The following is a 22,405-nucleotide window of genomic DNA, read 5'->3' as shown; positions in this document are numbered from 1 at the left end:
TCACCTATTTTCTCTATATCTTATATCTGACTCATAAAAAAAGTATCTTGCTACTCCGTCATTAATATTTTTCTCTAATATCGATACAAACAAGCTTCTTGCTTTTAGATATTCTTTAGCATTAAAAAATTCTAATGCTTTTCTAAAGTCGTTATTATAGTACGCTTTCAATGTTTTAGTTGAATTCTTATCAGATTCAAATACATCATAAACTTGATTAATTCCTTTTAAATCACCTAAATATCTAATATTTGATAACGTTTTTATTAATTCTGAGCTTTTATATACATCCTTTGTTATCATAAAAGAAATATCCATTGAAGTTGAAGCACTCATTAAATTCCTATTTTTTTCAATATTTTCAGAAATAAATGTACTTTGTATTCTGAGTTGTTCTCCTATAATTCCAAACAATACTTCACCTTTAGTTAAAAACATACTTACATTATTGAATGAATTATCAGCTTCAGTAAGTCTGTTAAATTCCCGCGAAATTTCAATACTTGTTTGAATTCCATCATCTATGTGATTTGGAAAAATTGCTATCAATCCATTATCAGTATAACTTTCAATAATTCCGCCATTTTTTCTAATGATTGGTCCTATCTTTGACGAATGCTTATTTATAAAACTAATAATTTCTTCTTCACTAAAATTTGATATGCTACTTCTAAAATTGTTTATAGTCACAAATAAAACACCTACGTTTTTTTTACTATTATCTCCTAAACACACATCTTTTATATCTTTTTCACCTATCAAAGCGATCGTTTCCTTAGGAACAAATTTATAGTAAACTGCATTTAGTTCTTTCATATCATTGATATAATTATTTAAATTTGCCATAAGGGTTTTAAATACCTTTGAAAGATCACCCACTTCATCATTTGTAGTAACATCTATTAATACATTGAAGTTGTCATTAGATATTTCTTTAACACTTTTTGTAAGTAGAATCAGTTTTCTCAGAGATATATTCAAAACAAACACTATTATAAAAACTAGTAATAATGTTACTATCAATATTTGCTTAAGGGAATTTGTTGTAAAAGTTCCGTCTACATTTGATCTATATCCTGCATATTTCATTCCTACTTGAATAATTGCTATTACCTTACCACTTTGATCAAAAATTGGTTTCATAGTAAAGATATAATTATCATTTGAACCAATTGCATTGATTATTTCTCCATTTTTTGCCTTTTTAAATGATGAATTATTCCCTAAAATTCTTTTTTGAAACATCATAAAATTATTTTCAGTATCTAATATTTTGTAAACTTCATTATATTTAACAATATCAACTACTACATATATCCCTCGAATATCTTTAGTTATACTAGCCAAATCCTCTAAATTACTACTTGCATTATTTACTCTAAGACCAATATAACCTTCTTTAGTTAATAATGAATAAAACGCTTTGTATTTTTCTTTGTCAATTTCCTTGTATATTTTTATGTTCTTGATAAAGTCTACTAAATATTTATCACCTTTTTTATCTTCAATCAATTTTATTTGATTATCAATCAATGTATTAAATTGAATATATTTACCATTTTTTATGTCATCACTGTATTTTTTGAACTCACCTATTACACTATAAAAAACAAAAACAAACATAATAATAAAAATAACTGGTATAATAATTAATGTCATTTTTAAGGAAATTGATAATTTTTCTTGCAATATATATTTATAGAAATATTTACATGTGTAAATTACAAGTAAAATAAAGAATAGAAAAATTAAATAGAATACAATTCTAAAAAATACAATTCTTTCTGACAAATTATATTTGCTATTTAAAACATTATTATTAAAATTTGTGTTATTTATAAGATAATCTTGTGTACCATTTATTGTAAGTTTTTTTATAAGGGAATTATTGTTCCTATCAGTTAAAGATATTAATAAATCCTTATTAAACTTAAAAATATTATTAATAATTAGTTTTTCTTTTAAAAAGCTATTTACTAGTTTCAAATTCAAAGAGCTATCAATTAAATAAATTTGACTGTTTGAATTATAGAAGAATGTATTTCCAATTAAATCGCTATATATTTGTATCACGTTTCCATTAATTTCTTCTAAATTAATAGAAAATTTTTCTTTTAGTGAGTGCTTATAGTATACATATTTCGTTAAATTAATTTTATTATCTAAATAAAAAACCAACTTATCTTCAACCAAAGACAAATTTTTTATTTGACCCGTTAAATAAGGAGCATCTTCTTCACTATAATTTTTGCTAAAAACTATTTCTTTTTGTTTGCCATAATTATCAAAATGTATAATTTTTTCTTTCTTTATCCATGAATCAAATTTTCCATATTCAACAAAATGTGCATAGATATCTCCATTTTTCCCTACAACTAAACTACTAAGATTTTTATTTTCATAAGAAAGATGAATTAGATTTTCAACTTTATTTTTGCTCAGCTTTACAATATAGTAATTTGAAGAGTCTAAATATAAAGAGTTTTTACTAGACTTAAAAATACCTAAAAAATCCAATTTTTTCAAAGTTGTTATATTTAACGTTAATAAACCATAGTTATTATCTGAATCAATATACAACTCTTTATAATTGAATTTATCACTATCCTCAATATTAATATTGCCATATGTAAACGTACTAACAGGTTCATTAAATACGTAAGAATTTGATATTATTACATAAGCTAAAATACCTATAATAAATAATAAAAACGTAAAAAACACTGCATGTTTTTTCATAATTAATACTCCTTTTCATTTTTATTCAAACAACTTAATTATTTAAAAGGTGTATACAGGTGTTATCACAAGGTTGAAAATTCTAATTAACTAAACCTATTTACAAAATAATTGTTGTGAAAATATAAAATAAATATATATAATATATATATCTATTTATTTTAATTTAAAACAATTTTTTACTCTATAAATATTATTTTATGAAAATATGTTTTTTTTACATAAATATTGTGTATAAAAAAGATATGATAAAGCTTCATTATATAAGGAGTTATTATGAAAAAATTTATTGCTCAATTTCAAATATTATTAAATATTGTGATCAGACCTATTAGAAGAAAGTTTTCTGTTACTAAAAGAAAAATAACAAGAGCTCCTTTTAAATCGTCTAGAAAACTCGTAACAAAACTAGTTGGTAATATAAGTAAAAAAGAAGTTTCTCTAAAGAACTACTTTTCAATTGGTAGATATTACATTTCAAAGCGAGCAATTATTATATTAATTTTACTGCTAATTATTGCTATTTTTTTAGGATATAAATATCTTTCCAACAATACTATTCTTTATAAAAAATTTTATAGCACTAGTGAGATCACTTACACAGGAAATGCAAAAATTTATAATAATAAAATTGACAAAAATTTAATTTATTCTGGAAAAATAAGTAATGGTTTACCCGATGCTAGTGGTACTGCATTTTATGATAATTCTAATAAAAAATATATAGGTGAATTCTCTAATGGACTCTACAATGGAAAAGGTATTTTCTTTGATAATTTAAACCACAAAAAATATGAAGGTGATTTTAAAAGTGGGAGTTATGATGGTTATGGCATTAAATATTATAATAATGAGGATGTTCAATACGAAGGATATTTTGCAAACGGTGAATATAATGGAAATGGAAAAAGCTATGATAATTTTGGAAATTTGATTTATAAAGGTAATTACGTGAATGGTAAGTATTCAGGTGATGGTACTTTATTGTATGAAAATGGTAATATAAAATATTCAGGCTCATTTAAAAATAATGAGTATTTAGGAAATGGAAAGGAATACTTTGAAAACTCTGCTCTAAAATATGAAGGTGGATTTGAAAGTGGAAAATACGCTGGTATGGGTAGTTTATATAAGTCTAATGGTGACATTCTTTATGAAGGTGAGTTTTTAAATGGACAATATGTAGGTCATGGAATTTTGTATTCAAAAAACAAAATTATATATGAAGGCGAATTTAAAAATGGTAAATATTTCGATAAAGGAAAGGAATATTTTTCAAACGGGAATATTAAATATGAAGGAAATTTTGAAAACAATCTTTATGATGGTGATGGCGTATTATATTATAATAGTGATAATAATTATGTAGAATATAGTGGCGTATTTAAAAAAGGCAAGTTTTATGGAGAAGGCACTTTATTTGCAAATTCTCCGGAAAATCCAATCGTCTATACAGGAGCTTTTATAAATAATAGTTTTAACGGAGTTGGAAGCTTATATAACAAGGATGGTCTTTTAATATATGAAGGTGGATTTAAAAAAGGATTATATAATGATTTTGGTGTGCTTTATAAAAAAGATAATATCATTTATAGTGGTAACTTTAAAGACGGTTTATATAGTGGCCAAGGAATTAAATTTGATAACAGTGAAACAATATACAGTGGAACTTTCAAAAATGGTGCTTATAATGGTTTAGGAACTTTATATCTTGCCAATAACCCTATATTTATTGGATATTTTAAGAATAATGACCTTGTGATTCAAGAATTTTTAGGAAAAAGTGATAAAGAAATTTTAAATTCTATTGGCTCACCTGACTCGAACATTATAAAAAATAGTTCTGAAATTACTTTTATCTATACTGATTTAGGAATGGTTATAAATTTTAAATACAACAAAAACCACATAATGAGTGTAAATAAGGTTATTATAACTAATAGTATTACAGTTGACAATATCAATACAACTATGTCAGCTTCGATAGTAAAAAGCTTAATCGGTGAACCAAGCAAAATAAATATATATAATATTAATAACATTGAATATAGCGACTATATATATATATTAACTAACTATAATTTAAAAATAATATTTACTGCAAAAGAAACACATATAGAAAGTATACAATTTTATAAGTAGAAAATTATATATAAAAAACAATCTAAAATCTTCATAGATTTTAGATTGTTTTTTTAATCATAACACAATATTTTTATCAGATACCTTATTGTCTTTATTAATGTAGCTAGCAAAGGTAATTAGTAAAGTTATTTAAAAGTTAATGGAATATAAATAATCTGACCTGGATATATTTTATTTGCATCAATATTATTTTCATTTAGAATAACGTAAACAATTGTTCGTACATCTTCTTTTGAATCTAAATGTTCTTCATTATATTCTTTTGCAATAGACCATAGAGTATCACCGTATGAAACTGTTACGGCAGTATATTCTGTTTTGCTTGCTCCTTCTGCAATATTCAAAGTATAACCTAGAGAAATAATAATAGTAAAAATTAGAATCATAAAAAATGTAAACCTTTTTTTGTTAGTTATTCTAATTTTTCTTTTTCTGTGAGGTTTTCTTATATAGTTAGTATGTAAATTAGAATTTTTAATCAATTAAATCACCTTCCCTATTTTTAGAACAAATGTTCTGTTAGTTATATTATAACCGAACGTCTGTTCTTTGTAAAGAAAAAACAGAACGTTTGTTTGATTATTTTTTTTTAATATGATATACTACTGTATATTGAACGGTTACGAGACTAAAAAATATTGAGGTGTTTAATTTGTATTCTGATTTATCAAAAAAACAAGTTCTAATTTTAAACTATATAAGAGCAGAAGTAGCAAAGAAAGGCTATCCACCTTCTGTTAGAGAGATTTGCCTTGCTGTAGGACTAAAATCTACTTCAACTGTCCATGGACATCTAAAAAAAATTGAAGAAAAAGGTTACATAAGAAGAGATTCTACTAAACCAAGAGCAATCGAAATTCTTGAAGACACATTAAGTGATACATCACTAATTAACACTAATACGGCATATATTCCTCTTGTTGGAAATGTAACTGCAGGTGTTCCCATCTTAGCAGTTGAAAACATAGAAGAACAATTTCCTGTTCCAAGCGACATGGTTAACTCAGGAACATTTTTTATGTTACGTGTTCAAGGTGACAGCATGATTGAAGCAGGCATATTTGACAGAGATTATGTAATAGTAAAAAAGCAAAATCAAGCTAAAAATGGTGATACTGTTGTGGCTCTTATTGATGACTCAGCTACTGTCAAGACTTTCTATAAAGAATCTGATCATATTAGGTTGCAACCTGAAAATTCTGCACTTAGCCCAATTATTTCTAAAGACGTTTCTGTTCTTGGGATTGTAAAAGGTGTGTTTAGAAGAATGTAGTCAACATAATAAGATTATGCTGACTACATATGAATATATGTAAAAAAAGTAAGGTCTAACGCCTTACTTTTTTGTTATTTTACAATTCTTTCATATTAATATTATATACTTGTAAATTTTTCTTTTTAATATTCTTAGATAACATAATTGCTAGATGTTTTATAGAATCAGTACTCGTAATACATGGAAGACCGTTTTCAATCGCTCCTCTTCTAATTTTTTTGAAATACGAATTATATTTTTCATTAAACGAAGAAAGACTTACTACAAAATCAAATTCCTTATTTTTTATTTTCACAATTGTTTCACTAAAAGTTACTTCATGTATCAAATCACACTTTTGATTATATTTATTTTTATAATAAATATAATCCTCTTCACTTACATATATATTGACATTATTTTCTATTAAATCCCCTATTATTACATCAATTTCTTCAGTTTTATTTTTGCCACCTGAAAAAAATATTTTTTTTATATTTTCTCCTTCTATCCCAATTTTAATCATAGACTTATAAAATGCTCCATAAAAAGTTTTATCAATACTGATTGTTTCTCCTGTTGATTTCATCTCAGGACCTAAAATGGTATCTTCATTTTTTATTTTATAAGTTGAAAACACAGGACTTTTTATATAATATCCATTATTATGTTCTTTAGACTCTAAATCTAATTCTTTAATTTTTTTATTTCCCAAAATAATATCAATTGAGCTTTCTACTAAATTTATACCACTTGCTTTACTAATAAAAGGAATTGTCCTTGAGGACCTTGGATTTACCTCAATAATATAAATTTTATTATTTGATAATACATACTGTATATTAAATAAGCCCACAATACCAATTGCAGTAACAATTTTTTTACTTATAACAAATAATTCATCCAATACTATTTTACTTAAATTTATTGGCGGAAAAACAAGAGCACTATCTCCTGAATGAATACCACTTCGATCAATATGTTCCATTATACCTGGTAAAAATATATCCTCTCCATCGCTTATTCCATCAACTTCTATTTCGATTCCATCAACATATTCATCAATTAATATAGTATTGTTTGGATTATTATTAAATGCATTATTGATGTAAGATGATAAATTATTGTAGTCATATATTATTTTCATTCCAAGTCCACCAAGTACATAGCTTGGCCTAACTAATACAGGATAAGATAGCTCATTTTTTACATTTTCACTTAAATTATTATTATCCACTCCAAAACCTTTAGGATATAGTATTGATTCATTTTCAAGGATTTTTATAAATTCACTTCTTTCTTCTGCTTTATGCAGAGCATCATATCTTGACCCTAATATATTTACTCCATTTTCCTCAAATTTTTTAGCTAGCTTAATTGATGTTTGTCCACCAAATTGAAGTATTACTCCATATGGTTTTTCTTTATCAATTATATTCATAACGTCTTCAAAGGTTATTGGTTCAAAATATAATTTATCAGATAAATTGAAATCGGTGCTTACAGTTTCAGGATTATTGTTTACAATTATTGTTTCAATATTTCTTTTTTTAAGAGCAAGTATTGCATGAACTGTTGAATAATCAAATTCAATGCCTTGACCTATTCTAATTGGACCTGAACCTATAACAATTATTTTTTTTCTGCTACTAACCTTTATTTCATCATATACATTATACGATGAATAGTAGTATGGACTTATTGCATCAAATTCACCGCCACATGTATCTACCATTTTATAAGAAGGAAAAACATTTAATTTTTTTCTATATTCTCTAATTAATAATTCAGTAGAAAAAAGAGTTAGATTTGCAATGCCCTTATCTGAAAATCCATTTTTCTTTAAATTTTCAATTTCCTTTTTTGTAATAGTTTTATAATCTCTATTGAAAATGCTTTTTTCTAATAGTACAATATTTTTTATTTTACTTAGAAAAAATTTATCTATTTTTGTTATTCTTTCTAATAAGTCAATACTTACTTCTCTTCTAATCAATTCTGCCAAATAAAATATTCTAATATCATCAACAAATTTTATTTTATCCAATAATTCACTTAAGGTATATCGTGTAAATTCTTCATTATATAAAGAAAAATATTCCATTTCCAAAGATCTAATAGATTTTAATAGTGCACTCTCAAAATTCCTTCCAATTCCCATAACTTCACCTGTTGCCATCATTGATGTTCCAAGCTCATTTTTAGAATTTCTAAATTTATCAAAGGGAAGTTTTGGAATTTTAACTGTAATATAATCAAGAGAAGGCTCAAATGAAGCCTTTGTTTTTTTTGTTACATCATTTACAATCTCATCTAAAGTATAGCCCAAAGAAATCATTGCTGTAATCTTTGCAATTGGATACCCAGTAGCTTTAGAAGCTAGTGCAGAAGATCTACTTACTCTTGAATTAACCTCAATAACTACATACTCTTTTTTTATCTGATTGTAAGCAAATTGAACATTACAACCTCCAACTATATTTAAACTATTAATAATTTCTATACTTGCATTTCTTAAATTTTGATACTGAATATCAGAAAGTGTTTGCGATGGTGCTACTACAATACTATCTCCAGTATGAATACCCACTGGATCAATATTTTCCATGTTACATACAGTTACTATATTTCCATTTTTATCTCTCATCATTTCATATTCAATTTCTTTCCATCCTTTAATAGATTTCTCTATTAGTAATTCACTTGTAACGCTTAAGTTAAGTCCTGAAGTAACAATCCTTTCAAGATCTTCTTCATTTTCTGCAATTCCACCACCATTTCCACCTAATGTGTATGCTGGTCTTATTATTAATGGATAACCTACTAACTCTGCTATATTTTTTGCCTCATCTAAACTTTTCACTAAAGAAGATTTTAAGACGGGTTGATCAATTTCAATCATTTTATTATAAAATAAATCTCTTGATTCCGAGTTTTTAATATCTTCAATTTGAGTACCTAATACTTTAATATGATATTTATCTAAAAGGCCATTTTCTTCAAGTTCAATACCAACATTTAAGGCAGTCTGTCCTCCTACGCTAATCATTATAGAATCAGGTTTTTCTTTTTCAATTATTTTAACTAAAAATTCTAAAGTTATTGGCTCCATATATACTTTATCTGCTATTTCTTTATCTGTCATTATTGTAGCTGGATTATTATTAATTAAAATAGTTTCGATTTTATTTTCTTTGAAGACTCTACATGCTTGAGTACCTGAGTAATCAAACTCAGCGCCTTGACCAATTACAATAGCACCGGAACCAATTATTAGTACTTTTTTTATTTTATCCATTTATGCCTCCTTCTTAAGTAGTAATTTTAAAAATGAATCAAACAAATAGTCTGAGTCTTTTGGACCAGGTGAAGCTTCAGGATGATATTGAACACTAAATACTGGTTTGAATTTATGACTTATTCCTTCTACAGTATTATCGTTTACATTTATATGAGTAATTGTAATTTTATCTAAATCTATGGTATTTTCTTCAACTACATAACCATGATTTTGTGCTGTTATATAGACCCTATTATTAAAGATATCTTTTACTGGTTGATTGGCGCCTCTATGTCCAAATTTCATTTTTTTAGTATTACATTCAAGTGCTAATGCTATTAGTTGATGACCAAGACATATACCAAAAGTAGGATAATGATCTATAATTTTCTTAACAGTTTCTATAATATTTATAAGTTCTTTTGGGTCTCCTGGTCCATTTGATAGAAATACACCATCAATTTTATAAGAATTAATTGTCTCAAAATCTGTGTCAGCTGGAAAAATTATTAATTCAATGCCTCGAGCTAATAATGAATCTAAAATATTTTTTTTAATACCAAAATCAAGAACACCAACCCTTTTTAATGACTGGCCTTTTGGCTTTAACTTATAAATATTTTTTGTGCTTATTTTATATACTGGTTTAATATTTTCATATTCCTTAATATCTTTAATTAATGTTGGCATACTACTAAGACTCGAAATAATAAGGCCATTTATTACACCCTTTTCTCTAATAATTTTAGTTAAATGTCTTGTATCTATATCACTAATACAAGTAATATGATTATTAAGTAAAAATTCGTTTAATGAGTAAGAATTACTATCACTTTCATCAACATAATTATTGAATTCACTTACAACAAGCCCCCTAACTTTTATAGACTTTGATTGATTAACACTATTATCAATTCCATAATTTCCTATTAGTGGGTAAGTTAATACTGCAATTTGTCCATAATAAGAAGGATCAGTCAAAATTTCTTGATAACCTGTCATACTTGTATTGAAAACGACTTCACCAAAAGTTCTTTTTATTTCTCCATGTAACTTTCCCTCGAAAGTCGTTCCGTCTTCTAAAATTAAATAACCTTTCATAAATCCCCCTTATATTAATTCTTGTTTTTGCATAATTATGTATAGTTATATACTTTCTAATCTATTTTGGGCAAATAAAATAAAAGGCATGTATCTATATGTATATTTATGCATGACCAACTAAAAAAAATAGCGCAAACATATAATATATGAATAACCCCATCGATTGATTAATAATTAAAATATACACCTGCACAAAGCGCACGCCTTTTAATATCAATGAAATCATATCTCTGTATGATTTATTCATCTAAATATACTAATATGTATTGTATCACAAATTTATAATTATGCAAGATAAAGAATGAAAAAAAGTATGCAGATTTTAAATTCCACATACTTTTTTTAAAAGTTTACTACTTTTTTCTAACTAATAAAAGTATTACTTATGCATCATTATAATTAATTAAAATAATTCAACTTTATCATCTTTAACTAGTCCTAAAATAAGTTTTCTACTCTCAACGAATTCACTTGTAAAAGTATAAGCATTTAGTAATCTTCTTTTAGAATCTTCTATTTTTTCTTCTTTATTTGCATATAAAACTGCAATAACGTCGCCTTTAGTTACTTTATCTCCAACTTTCTTTTTAAGCATAATTCCAGCGCCTAAATCAAGTATATCATCTTTTGTCTCTCTTCCAGCACCAAGTACCATTGCTGCAATACCAATATCATCAGACTTTATTGATTTTACGTATCCATCTTCAGGAGATTTTATTTGAACAATTATTTTAGCATCAGGTAGTTTTGAAATATCATCAATTACTTCAACATTTCCACCTTGACACTCAATAAATTCTTTGAATTTAGTTAGAGCTTTTCCATTTGATAGATTTTCTAAAACTAGTTTTTTAGCTTCTTCTACAGACGAAGCACCTTCTCCTAGATATACCATATTACTAGCTAAAGTTACAACTAAATCAGTAAGATCTTTTGGTCCAATATTATTAAGAGTATCTATTGCTTCTTTTACTTCAAGAGCATTTCCTACCGCGTAGCCAAGTGGTTGTTCCATATCTGTTATAATTGCAATAGTATTTCTCTTCATGCCATTACCGATATTAACCATAGCCGTGCTAAGTTCCACAGCACCATTAATATCTTTTACGAAAGCTCCACTTCCACATTTTACGTCTAGTACAATAGCATCACTTCCTGCAGCAAGTTTCTTACTCATAACACTTGCAGCAATTAAACTTATATTATCAACTGTTGCAGTAACATCACGAAGAGCGTATAGCTTTTTATCTGCAGGTGCTATATTGCTTGTTTGACCAACAACGGCAATTTTATGAGTATTTACATTTTCAATAAATTCTTCTGTTGTAAGTTCAATATGAAATCCATCAATTGATTCTAACTTATCTAGTGTACCACCAGTATGACCAAGTCCACGTCCACTCATTTTAGCTACAGGGACTCCACACGATGCAACAAGTGGTCCAAGAATTAATGTAGTTGTATCACCAACACCACCAGTTGAATGTTTATCAACTTTTATTCCATTAATATTAGAAAGATCAATTGTATCTCCAGAATTCATCATTGCATATGTTAAATCAACTGTTTCTCTCGTATTCATTTTTTGTAAAAATATTGCCATTAATAAAGCTGATGCTTGATAATCAGGAATAGATCCATCAGTATAACCAGATATAAAAAACTGAATTTCCTCAGTAGTTAACTCAATACCATCTCTTTTTTTAGCAATTATGTCATACATTCTCATAACTTTTCCCCCAAATCTTTATATTTATTTTAAAATTGGAATAATATTTTTAACTAAATTAATAAAAGTTTTCTTTACCATATTTGCTGTTTCAACAACTTCGCCGTGATGAAGAGGTTGATCTAAAATTCCAGCAGCCATATTTGTAATACATGAAATGCCAGTTACTTTAATATCTGAATGTCTAGCTACTACCGCTTCAGTAACAGTTGACATACCAACAGCATCCGCGCCAATTATTCTAGCAAATCTTACTTCTGCAGGAGTTTCATAAGTTGGTCCAGAATTCATTTGATATACACCCTTTTGCAATCTAATATCTAATTTTTTAGCAATCTCAAATATTTTATTGTTTATTTCTTTATTGTATATTTCAGAACAATCTGGGAAACGTGGTCCAAGTTCATCATAATTTTTTCCAAGAAGAGGATTAACCCCACTCATATTAATGTGATCCGTAATAATCATTAAATCACCCGGTACATAAGCTTCATTAACTCCACCAGCTGCATTAGTTAAAAGTAAATTTTTAACTCCAATTTTCTTCATTATTCTAATTGGAAATGTAATTTCTTCCATTGAATAACCTTCATAAAAATGAAATCTGCCTTGCATTGCAATGACTTTTCTTCCTTCAAGATCTCCACAAACAAATTGACCAGCATGACCTACAACAGTTGATACTGGAAAATACGGTATATCTTCATACTTAATTATAATTTTATTTTCAATTTCCTCAGCTAATACACCAAGTCCCGACCCTAATACTAAACCTACTTCAGGAGCAAAGTTAATTTTTGATTCAATGTATGACTTTGCTTCTTGTATTTTATCTAATAAATTTTTCATTGTTTCCTCCGTAATTTTTTTTACCTTATATTTATATTATTCAACTATAAGTGACTTAAAACTTTCTCCATAAGGAGTTTTATCTATATTTAAAACATCAGAAATTGTAGCAGCAATATCTGCAAATGTTTTTCTTGTACCTATATTTACACCAGCCTTAATATTTTTACCGTAAATTAATAGAGGTATATGTTCTCTAGTATGATCAGTTCCCTTATAAGTAGGATCATTTCCATGATCAGCTGTAAAAATAATCATATCATTATCTTTTAAGGCAGATAATATCTCTGGTATTCTTTCATCTAACGCCTCAATTGCTTCCTTGTAGCCTTTTACATTTCTTCTATGCCCATATTTCGCATCAAAATCAACTAAATTTGAAAATATGATTCCTTTTGAATCAGTATTTAAATATTCAATAGTTTTATCAATTCCGTCCATATTACTCACGGTATGAACGCTTTCTGTTATTCCATGTCCATTAAATATATCTACAATTTTACCGACAGCCTGAACATCATATCCTGCTTCTTTTGCAATATCTAGTACAGTTTTTCCAAAAGGATCAAGTGAATAATCATGTCTATTCGGCGTTCTTTCAAATGCACCAACTTTTCCAATAAAAGGTCTTGCTATTACTCTTGCAACTTGATTTTTTCCCCTTAATATTTCACGTGCAATTTCACACATTTTATAAAGTTCTTCAAGTGGAATAATCTCTTCGTGAGCTGCAATTTGAAAAACACTATCTGCTGAAGTGTAAACAATTGGCTTGCCTGTCTTCATATGTTCTTCACCAAGTTCTTCAAGAATTACAGTTCCAGACGCAGGTTTATTACATAAAATTTTTCTTCCAGTTTTATTTTCAAATTCTTCAATAACTTCACTAGGAAAACCATTAGGGTAAGTTTGAAAAGGTTCATCAATTCTCAGCCCCGAAATCTCCCAGTGGCCTGTTGTTGTATCTTTACCATTTGAAACTTCCATAGATCTACCAAATGATCCAATTGGCTTTTCTTCTTTTTCAATTACATCAAATTCATCAATATTACCAAGTCCAAGCTTTTTTAGATTTTTAATATTAATATCTGGAAATTTTTTTATAATATTTCCAAAAGTGTTTACACCAATATCACCAAATTTCTCTGAATCAGGTAATGCACCAATACCAACACTATCCATAATAAAAATCACAACTCTGTTAATCATTACATCAACTCCTTTTAATTATTTTCCCATTCTCTCTATATATTATTATAAAACATAAAAGAGCCACTTAGGCCCTAGGATGCGTTTTATCGTAGATTTCTCTTAAGCTATTTTTATTTAATTTGAGGTACATTTGTGTAGTAGAAACATCTTGATGACCTAATAATTCTTGAACAGATTTAAGATCAGCTCCATTTTGAATTAAATGCACAGCAAAAGAATGTCTTAATGTAAATGGTGTTACATTTTTATTTAAATTTGCACTTGACGAATGCTTCCTTAAAATTTTCCAAAAGCCTTGTCTACTAATTCTAGAACCTGAATAATTTAAAAACATCGCTTCATCATCTTTTTTTATAAGCGTATTTCTATGTTTTAGAATATATTCTTTAAGTGAACCTATAGCAACAGAACCAACAGGAATTATACGATCTTCTGTTTTTTTTCCTTTGCATCTCAAATAACCATAATCAAAATTTATATCATCAATGTTAAGTGAAGTTAGTTCAGTAACTTTAATACCAGTAGCATAAATTAGTTCAAGCATCGCTTTATCACGTGAACCAATATTAGTTTCAACATTAGGCTGTTTAAATAATGTATCCACTTCTTGTAAAGACAATATCTCTGGTGCTTTTGCTTGACTTTTTTTAATTGTAATATCATTTGCAGGACTTTCAGATATCTTATTATTTAGTAATAAATATGAGTAAAAATTTCGAAGTGATGCTAGATTCCTTAAAATAGTGGAATTTGATTTTCTAATATTCTCCAAATATATAGTGTAAATAATAATATCAGACTTTGATATACTAAGTATATCCTTTTTAATATTATCACTACAATATTGCGTGAACAGTCGTAAATCTCTTGAATATGATTTTACAGTACTTTCAGACAATTTTCTATCATTCTTTAAATAATTAATATAATAATTTACATCAATATTATTCATATTTACCCCTTTAATATTCTATATATAACATTATATCTCTAAATTTAAAAAAAATAAAGATTTTTTTCTTTAAAAATAGGACAAATAGCTTAGTTCTATTTTCTATCAAATTTCATTTTTAATTTTGTCATTCTTTTATTTTTGTACATTTCCTGATCAGCCTTTTCTATAAAAGACTTAATAGATATATGCTTTTTTTCATTATATTCACAAAACCCTTTACTTACACTAATAATAAATTCAAAATTAGAATTATTATTAAGTGAATCAAACTCACTTTCTGTTCTAGACCAGATTAATTTTGCCTTCATTAAATCACAATTATCAAAAATAACAAGAAATTCATCCCCGCCTAATCTTGCAACAGCATCCCCATTTCTTAAAGTACTATTAATTAAATTTGCTACTGTTTCAATTAAAATATCTCCTTCATTATGTCCATAATGATCATTTACGTATTTAAGATTATTTATATCAACAAAACATATGGTCAAAGGTTTATTAAACTTAATAGAGTACTTAACTTTTTTCTTTAGAAAAGTTATCCCAGCTTTTCTTGCAAGTACGCCTGTTAAACTGTCTTCAGTAGAATCTTTAAGTACAGAATTAAATTTAATCTTTTCAAGCACATACTTATTAGAGAAAAATAGTAAATAATAAAAACCAATTTCATATAGGAAAACATAAAGAAGTGTAAATGAAGCAATGTTTTTAATCTGGCTTAAAAATAACCAGTTTTTTGTTAAAAAAACATACCCATTAAAATAAATAAAAAAACTTATTATATATACAACAATATTTACAAAAATAGTTTTAAACATTAAAATTTTATTCATTTTGTAGTAGTTAATATTTCTTCTATAAAGAATATTAAACAAAAGAGATCTTATAAGAAATATTATTAAAACAAAAAAAGAAATAGAAATGCTTTTACTAGCACCAATATTAATAATATTGAAGTAAGTATTTTTTAGCACCATATGTATAAAAGAAATAAAAATAGCACTTTTTATGTAAAAGAGAAACACTAATAACACACTTAATGATATTCTCCACTTTTCAGTTCTATAGATTAGAAAAAACGAAAGAAAAATTAAGAAATAAACTAAAATAGTATTTGTTAAATTAACTTTTCTAAACACTATGAATAAAGTGAGTAAAATCAAAAAGAAGAACATATCTTTCCTTTTATTAAAAGCATATATACCGTTGGTAATTTTAATGGCATATAAAAAAAAGAAGGCATTTAATAGTGCCAATGTAATTATGAACATAACATTTATCATTAAAATCACTCAAATCATATTTATTAGTGTCGGTAAATCTAACATAATTATATTTTGTAGTAGGTAAATATATTTCTCGCTTTCACTTTATATTATTTTTTCTTTTTTTCTGCTTTTTGTTTGGGTTTAATTTTTTTACCAATTCTTATTTTATCTGCTACAATTGTTATAAATTCACCATTAGAAACTTTTCCATTTCTTCTTGCAAGTGGTTTTGAAAAAAGTTTATTAATTAGTTTTTTTTCACCATTGGCAATTGTGATTTCAATAGCATTTCTTATTGCTCTTTCAACTCTTGTGCTAGTTGTATTGTATTTTTCAGCTAATGAAGGGTATATAAAAGTTGTTATTTTACCTGTATTGTTAAAATCTGTATTCATTAATTTTATAGCATCTCTAATATAATGGTATCCTTTAATATGAGCTGGAACTCCAATGTTATCAAGTAATTCACCAATCACTATATCTAGGTTCTCTTCTTTTTTAATTTTGCTAGAAAAAACATGTTCGTCGTCTTCAATAATTTCAGTTTCGGAATCGATTTTAACAAGCAATTGTTTTACCCTCGTTAAGAAAACCGAAAAATCAAAAGGTTTAATAATATAAAAATCTGCACCTAATTTTAGAGCATTTCTTGTAATTTCATCTTGTCCTACAGCTGAAAGAACAATTATTTTAGGATTTTTTTTCAAATTTAGCTTGTTCATTTCTTCTAAAACACTTAATCCATCCATATACGGCATAATTATATCAAGTACTAATAAATCTGGTTCAAATTCTCTTAATTTTTCTATAGCAATAAGTCCATTTTTAGCAGTTGAAACAACTTCTAATTCTTCTTGCTCATTAATATGTTCAGATAAAAGATTAGCAAAATTAATATTGTCATCTACTACTAAAACCGTTGATTTTTTTTTCATATTACCTCCATTTACTTTTCTCTAGCATTTTGAAGTAGTTCCTTTGCATTTATAATTGAATTTCTAGTAACATTCTCGCCGCTTAACATTCTAGCAATTTCATTAATTTTTTCCTTATCTTCTAATAACCTAACACTAGCAGAAGTGGAATTTTCTTCTTCGTTTTTCTCAATGTATATATGGTTGTTGGCAAAAACTGCGATTTGTGGTAAATGCGTTACACTTATCACTTGAAAACGTTTCGAAATCGCATTAATCTTACTACCAACGACAGCTGCAGTTTTCCCACTAATACCAGAATCTATCTCATCAAAGATTAAGGTAAGCACATCACTTTCATCATTTGTAATAGTTTTTATCGCCAACATAATTCTAGATAATTCACCGCCAGATACTATCTTTGATAACCCAGTTAAAGCTTGTCCAAGATTAGTAGAAATAAAAAATTCTATATCATCAATACCGTTTTTAGATATTTCGTCTTTTACTTTAAAATTTATATCAAAAACAACGTTTTTCATATTTAAAGATAAAAGCTCATCAGAAATGTTTTTAATAAACTCAATTGCACCCTTTTTTCTTAGATTTGAAAGTTTTGTAGCAAGCACATTATAAATTTCTTTTTTTTCATCTAACTCTCTATTAATAGTTTTACGTCTATCGTTAATAGTTTGGTAATTTTGAATTTGGCTAATTAGATTTTGTTTAAATAAAAATATATCCTCAAATGTTTTTCCATATTTGCGTTTTATTTTATTAATTTGATCAAGTCTATTTTCAATATTAAAGAGTTCTTCTTTATCATAAGTCAAATTATCACTGTAATTTCTAATGTCAGATTTTAGTGATTCTAGTGTGAAATATATATTAGCAATTTGCTCATTAAAGCTCGAAATTTTAGTGTCGTAGTTGGTTATTTTCACCAAAGAGTTTTTAACTGAATCAACCAACGATATAACACCATTTTCTGAAAACAATTTGTCTTTCGTGTCTTCAATTGTATTTGTAATAATTTCAAAGTTTTTTATATAATTATATTTTTCTTCCAATATATTTTCTTCATTTTCTTTAAAATCAACTTCCTCTATATCATTTAACTGAAATAAGCATACATCTAAATTTCTCTGTATTTCTTCATTAGAAAGGGACAATGTTAATAAAGCCTTTCTTTTTTCCAAAATTTCTCCATATGTTGCTTCAACATCTAAAAGAATTGAACTTATGTTTTCATTTATAAATTTATCTAAAAAAACAATATGGTTATTTTTTTTAAGCAAATTCTGTTGTTCATTTTGACTTGTAATTTCAATTAACTTATTTCTTAATGATTTAATCACAGATATCGATGTTACTAAAGAATTAATTCTAGAAATCGTTTTACCACTTGGTTTTATTTCTCTTGAAAAAACAATTGTATCGTCATCGATAGAATAACCAAGAGCTTCTAATTCATTTCTTAAATTTTCTCTATTAGTTATATCAAAAGAAATTTGAATATATGAACTTTTTTCTTTATCTTTTAGTAAATCTTTATTCGCTTTTGCTCCAAGCACTATATCAATAGCTTTAAAAACGATAGACTTACCTGCGCCCGTTTCTCCCGTAATAATATTAAACTTATTTTTAAATTCTAAATTTACTTCATCTATTAAAATAAAATTCTTAATACTGAGATCAAATATCATGTCTTCACCTATTTATTAAATTTTTAAAAAATTCCATTGTTTTCTCTGCATCCTCATCTGTTTTGCATAGCATAAAAATTGTATCATCTCCAGCTATTGTTCCAACAACTTTTTCAACATCTAATCCATCAATAGCAACAGCAGCAGCATTAGCAGCTCCTACTAAAGTTTTTATAACTATAAAATTTCCAGCCGTATCAATTTCAAGTACAGAGTCTTTAAATAATTTTAAAGATCGATCAGATACAACTTCTTCTTTTTGATTAATTGTTGCATACTTATAAGAACCCGTTTTAGTAAGTACTTTAATAAGTCTTAATTCTTTAATATCTCTTGAAACTGTAGCTTGAGTGACATTGTAGCCTTTTGCTTTCAGAAGATTTGCTAATTCCTCTTGAGTTTCTATTGCGTTTTCCTTAATCAATTCTAATATTACAGAGTGTCTTGAATATTTCATAATTACCTCCATGTTAACAATCTATTTTATGATTTACTATGAACATTGCATCTAATAATTAGTAATTCAATATAAATTTAATAAAACCTTTATTAATTATATATCTCTTAATTAGTCTTGTTTTTTAAAAGTTCATGTGCCTCACTCGTAACACTATCTATTAGTAGTTTTAAATCATAGGCTATACAATCATCTTTAAGTGAGCAAAATGCAAGAAATTCTATATTACCTTTAGGACCTTTTATTGGAGAATAAGTAAGGTTTTTAAGATTAAAACCCAGTTCATTAGAAATAGTTAATACCTTTAAAAGCACATCTTTATGAACTTTAATATCTCTTACCACACCATTTTTTTTCACTTTTTCTCTTCCTGCTTCAAATTGAGGCTTTATTAAAAAAATTATATCACCAGATTCTTTAAGTAACTTACGTGCAACAGGAAGAACAAGTTTTAAAGAAATAAAAGAAACATCAATACTAACAAAATCTAGTTTTTCGCCTAAGGTATCATTAGTAACATAGCGAATGTTTGTTCTTTCCATATTTACTACTCTACTATCATTTCTTAATTTCCAATCAAGTTGTCCATATCCTACATCTACGGAAAAAACTTTTCTAGCCCCATTTTGAAGCATACAATCAGTAAAGCCACCTGTTGAAGCACCAATATCCATACAAACTTTATCATTAATTGATAAGCCAAAATCATTAATTGCTTTTTCGATTTTTAGTCCCCCGCGTGATACATATGGAAGTTTTCTGCCTCTTATATCAATAATAGAATCTTCTTTAACTAATGTTCCTGCTTTATCAAATTTCATATTTTCAATATATATTATTCCTGACATAATAGCCCGTTTAGCTTTTTCTCTAGATTCAAAGTAACCTTTATCAACTAATAAAACATCTAATCTAATTTTCGCCATCTTTTCTCCTAATTACCTTATAAATATAATTATATACATAGTCTTCTGTCAATCCATATATTTTATGAATCTCTTCAATTGATCCATGTTCAATAAATTTATCTGGATATCCAAATTTATTAAAATTTGAAAACTTAACATTATTTTTTACTAGCGTATCTAAAATAATATCACCAAATCCAGATTTAACGACATGATCTTCAATAGTAAATACATTATCAATATTACTAGTATATTCAAGAACAAGTTTCTCATCAAGTGGTTTTATTCTTGGCATTTCAACAACCCTAATAAATATATTCTCTTCTTGAAGTTTCTTAGAAGCTAAACATGCAACTTCTATCATATTACCAATAGCAAAAATAACCCCATCACTTCCTTGTCTAAGAATTCTAGGTTGTAAATTCAAGCTATCAATATTTTTATTGAAAGTTGTAGTTGATCTCGGATATCTAATTGCTATTGGACCTTCATGTACATTAACTGCATAATCAAGCATTAAAGAAAGATTATCACCATCCCTAGGAACAAGAATTGTTATATTTGGAATGTGCGATAAATATGCAATATCAAAAATACCATTATGTGTCTCTCCATCAGCACCAACAACACCAGAACGGTCAATTGCGAAAATCACTTTTAAATTTTGAAGACAAACATCATGTACAATTTGATCATAAGCACGTTGTAAAAATGTTGAATAGACAGCAAATACCGGAATTAAGCCTTCTATTGCAAGACCTGCTGATGCTGTAACAGCATGTTGTTCTGCTATACCTACGTCAATATATCTCTTTGGAAATGTATTCTTAAAATTTGTTAATCCTGTTCCTGTAGGCATAGCTGCAGTTAATGCAAGAACTTTTTCATTTAGTCTTGCACAATTTACTAACGATTCCCCTAATACAGTAGAAAAAGTAATACTATTCTTTTTCACTATTCCTTTATTTCTGTCAAAAGTTCCTACACCGTGATAAAGATCAGGAGAATTTTCTGCTGGCAAATACCCTTTTCCTTTTTTTGTAATAACATGAACTAGTACTGGTCCCTCTACATTTTTTGCTCTTGCAAAAGAATCGCTAAGTTCCTTCATGTTATGCCCATCTATTGGACCAATATATGTTATACCAAGGTCTTCAAAGAAAATACCAGGTACAAATAAATATTTTATACTTCCTTTTATAGTTTTAATTCCATTTGTTAGTTTTGTGCCAAAGCCATTTGCCTTATCTAAGATACTATGCGCTTTATTTTTGACAATAAAATATTTTTTGTTTGTTCTAAGTTTCGATAAATATTTAGAAACACCACCAATGTTTTCGCTTATTGACATTTCATTATCGTTTAGTACGATAATCACATTTTCGTTAGTATGTCCAATATTATTAAGAGCTTCAAATGCCATTCCACCAGTTAAAGCGCCATCTCCTATTATTGCTACGACATTGAATTTTTCATTTTTTATTGTTCTTGCACAAGCAACACCATATGCTGCTGAAATTGATGTGGAACTATGACCTGCACCAAAAATATCATGTTCATTATCATTTATTTTTAGGAATCCACTCATACCATTTAATTTTCTTAAAGAACAGAATTCGCTTTTTCTCCCAGTTAAAATTTTGTGAATATAACTTTGATGACCAACGTCCCATATAAGTCTATCACTTGGAGAATCAAATGATAAATGAAGTGCAATAGTAAGTTCTACCACTCCAAGGTTAGAGGCTAAGTGTCCGCCTGTTTTTGAAACCGTATCAAGAAGAAATTCTCTAATTTCTACAGATAATCGTAAAATCTCAGCTTCATTTAATTTTTTTAAATCTATAGGTGAATTTACTTTATCTAATATTTTATACATAAGCA

The 22,405-nt window shown here is 27.0% G+C and carries 16 protein-coding genes; 2 read left to right on the top strand and 14 right to left on the bottom strand.

Going from position 1 to position 22,405, the window contains the following annotated elements:
* Positions 1 to 2,739: a methyl-accepting chemotaxis protein gene (locus AACH12_RS06815; protein ID WP_338537309.1), complete on the bottom strand. Its 2,739-nt coding sequence runs from the start codon at positions 2,737 to 2,739 to the stop codon at positions 1 to 3.
* Positions 2,740 to 3,015: 276 nt separating this feature from the next.
* Between AACH12_RS06815 and AACH12_RS06810 the strand changes: the two genes are divergently transcribed.
* A complete protein-coding gene (locus AACH12_RS06810; RefSeq protein ID WP_338537308.1) occupies positions 3,016 to 4,881 on the top strand; it encodes an MORN repeat-containing protein in 1,866 nt (621 codons plus the stop codon).
* A gap of 128 nt (positions 4,882 to 5,009) precedes the next feature.
* Here AACH12_RS06810 and yneA read toward each other — a convergent pair whose 3' ends face one another.
* On the bottom strand, positions 5,010 to 5,366 hold the full coding sequence (yneA, locus tag AACH12_RS06805; RefSeq protein WP_338537307.1) for a cell division suppressor protein YneA: 357 nt from the start codon (positions 5,364 to 5,366) through the stop codon (positions 5,010 to 5,012).
* A 170-nt stretch (positions 5,367 to 5,536) separates the two neighbouring features.
* Here yneA and lexA point away from each other — a divergent pair, with 170 nt between their 5' ends.
* Complete coding sequence (lexA, locus tag AACH12_RS06800; RefSeq protein ID WP_338537306.1) at positions 5,537 to 6,157, top strand: transcriptional repressor LexA; 621 nt, start codon at positions 5,537 to 5,539, stop codon at positions 6,155 to 6,157.
* A gap of 79 nt (positions 6,158 to 6,236) precedes the next feature.
* On the opposite strand, the gene carB is transcribed toward lexA, so the two are convergent.
* The 12 genes from carB to dxs all read right to left on the bottom strand — a co-directional run bounded on the left by carB (position 6,237) and on the right by dxs (position 22,400).
* Positions 6,237 to 9,437 (bottom strand): carbamoyl-phosphate synthase (glutamine-hydrolyzing) large subunit, encoded by a 3,201-nt coding sequence (gene carB / locus AACH12_RS06795; RefSeq protein WP_338537305.1) that lies wholly within the window; start codon positions 9,435 to 9,437, stop codon positions 6,237 to 6,239.
* Positions 9,438 to 10,520: a carbamoyl phosphate synthase small subunit gene (locus AACH12_RS06790; RefSeq protein ID WP_338537304.1), complete on the bottom strand. Its 1,083-nt coding sequence runs from the start codon at positions 10,518 to 10,520 to the stop codon at positions 9,438 to 9,440.
* A gap of 406 nt (positions 10,521 to 10,926) precedes the next feature.
* Positions 10,927 to 12,252: a pyrimidine-nucleoside phosphorylase gene (locus AACH12_RS06785; RefSeq protein ID WP_338537303.1), complete on the bottom strand. Its 1,326-nt coding sequence runs from the start codon at positions 12,250 to 12,252 to the stop codon at positions 10,927 to 10,929.
* 24 nt (positions 12,253 to 12,276) lie between these two features.
* Positions 12,277 to 13,101, bottom strand: a complete 825-nt coding sequence (locus AACH12_RS06780; protein WP_338537302.1) for a purine-nucleoside phosphorylase — start codon at positions 13,099 to 13,101, stop codon at positions 12,277 to 12,279.
* A 36-nt stretch (positions 13,102 to 13,137) separates the two neighbouring features.
* A complete protein-coding gene (locus tag AACH12_RS06775) occupies positions 13,138 to 14,310 on the bottom strand; it encodes a phosphopentomutase (RefSeq protein WP_338537301.1) in 1,173 nt (390 codons plus the stop codon).
* A 67-nt stretch (positions 14,311 to 14,377) separates the two neighbouring features.
* Positions 14,378 to 15,265 carry a tyrosine recombinase gene (locus tag AACH12_RS06770; protein WP_338537300.1) on the bottom strand — a complete coding sequence of 296 codons (888 nt, stop codon included), beginning with the start codon at positions 15,263 to 15,265 and terminating at the stop codon, positions 14,378 to 14,380.
* A gap of 95 nt (positions 15,266 to 15,360) precedes the next feature.
* Complete coding sequence (locus AACH12_RS06765) at positions 15,361 to 16,101, bottom strand: GGDEF domain-containing protein (protein WP_338537299.1); 741 nt, start codon at positions 16,099 to 16,101, stop codon at positions 15,361 to 15,363.
* A gap of 542 nt (positions 16,102 to 16,643) precedes the next feature.
* Entirely contained in the window at positions 16,644 to 17,471 is an 828-nt protein-coding gene (gene spo0A, locus AACH12_RS06760) for a sporulation transcription factor Spo0A (RefSeq protein WP_338537298.1), read from the bottom strand.
* 11 nt (positions 17,472 to 17,482) lie between these two features.
* Complete coding sequence (recN, locus tag AACH12_RS06755; protein WP_338537297.1) at positions 17,483 to 19,156, bottom strand: DNA repair protein RecN; 1,674 nt, start codon at positions 19,154 to 19,156, stop codon at positions 17,483 to 17,485.
* Positions 19,157 to 19,160: 4 nt separating this feature from the next.
* Positions 19,161 to 19,613: an arginine repressor gene (locus tag AACH12_RS06750; RefSeq protein WP_338537296.1), complete on the bottom strand. Its 453-nt coding sequence runs from the start codon at positions 19,611 to 19,613 to the stop codon at positions 19,161 to 19,163.
* 107 nt (positions 19,614 to 19,720) lie between these two features.
* Positions 19,721 to 20,539: a TlyA family RNA methyltransferase gene (locus AACH12_RS06745; RefSeq protein ID WP_338537295.1), complete on the bottom strand. Its 819-nt coding sequence runs from the start codon at positions 20,537 to 20,539 to the stop codon at positions 19,721 to 19,723.
* Complete coding sequence (dxs, locus tag AACH12_RS06740) at positions 20,526 to 22,400, bottom strand: 1-deoxy-D-xylulose-5-phosphate synthase (protein WP_338537294.1); 1,875 nt, start codon at positions 22,398 to 22,400, stop codon at positions 20,526 to 20,528. Before dxs ends, AACH12_RS06745 begins: the two co-directional genes overlap by 14 nt.
* Positions 22,401 to 22,405: the final 5 nt, after the last annotated feature.

It is taken from the genome of Helicovermis profundi, assembly GCF_033097505.1.
GTDB classification, from domain to species: Bacteria; Bacillota; Clostridia; order Peptostreptococcales; family Acidaminobacteraceae; genus Helicovermis; species Helicovermis profundi.
This window is presented reverse-complemented; position numbering and strand designations above follow the sequence as displayed.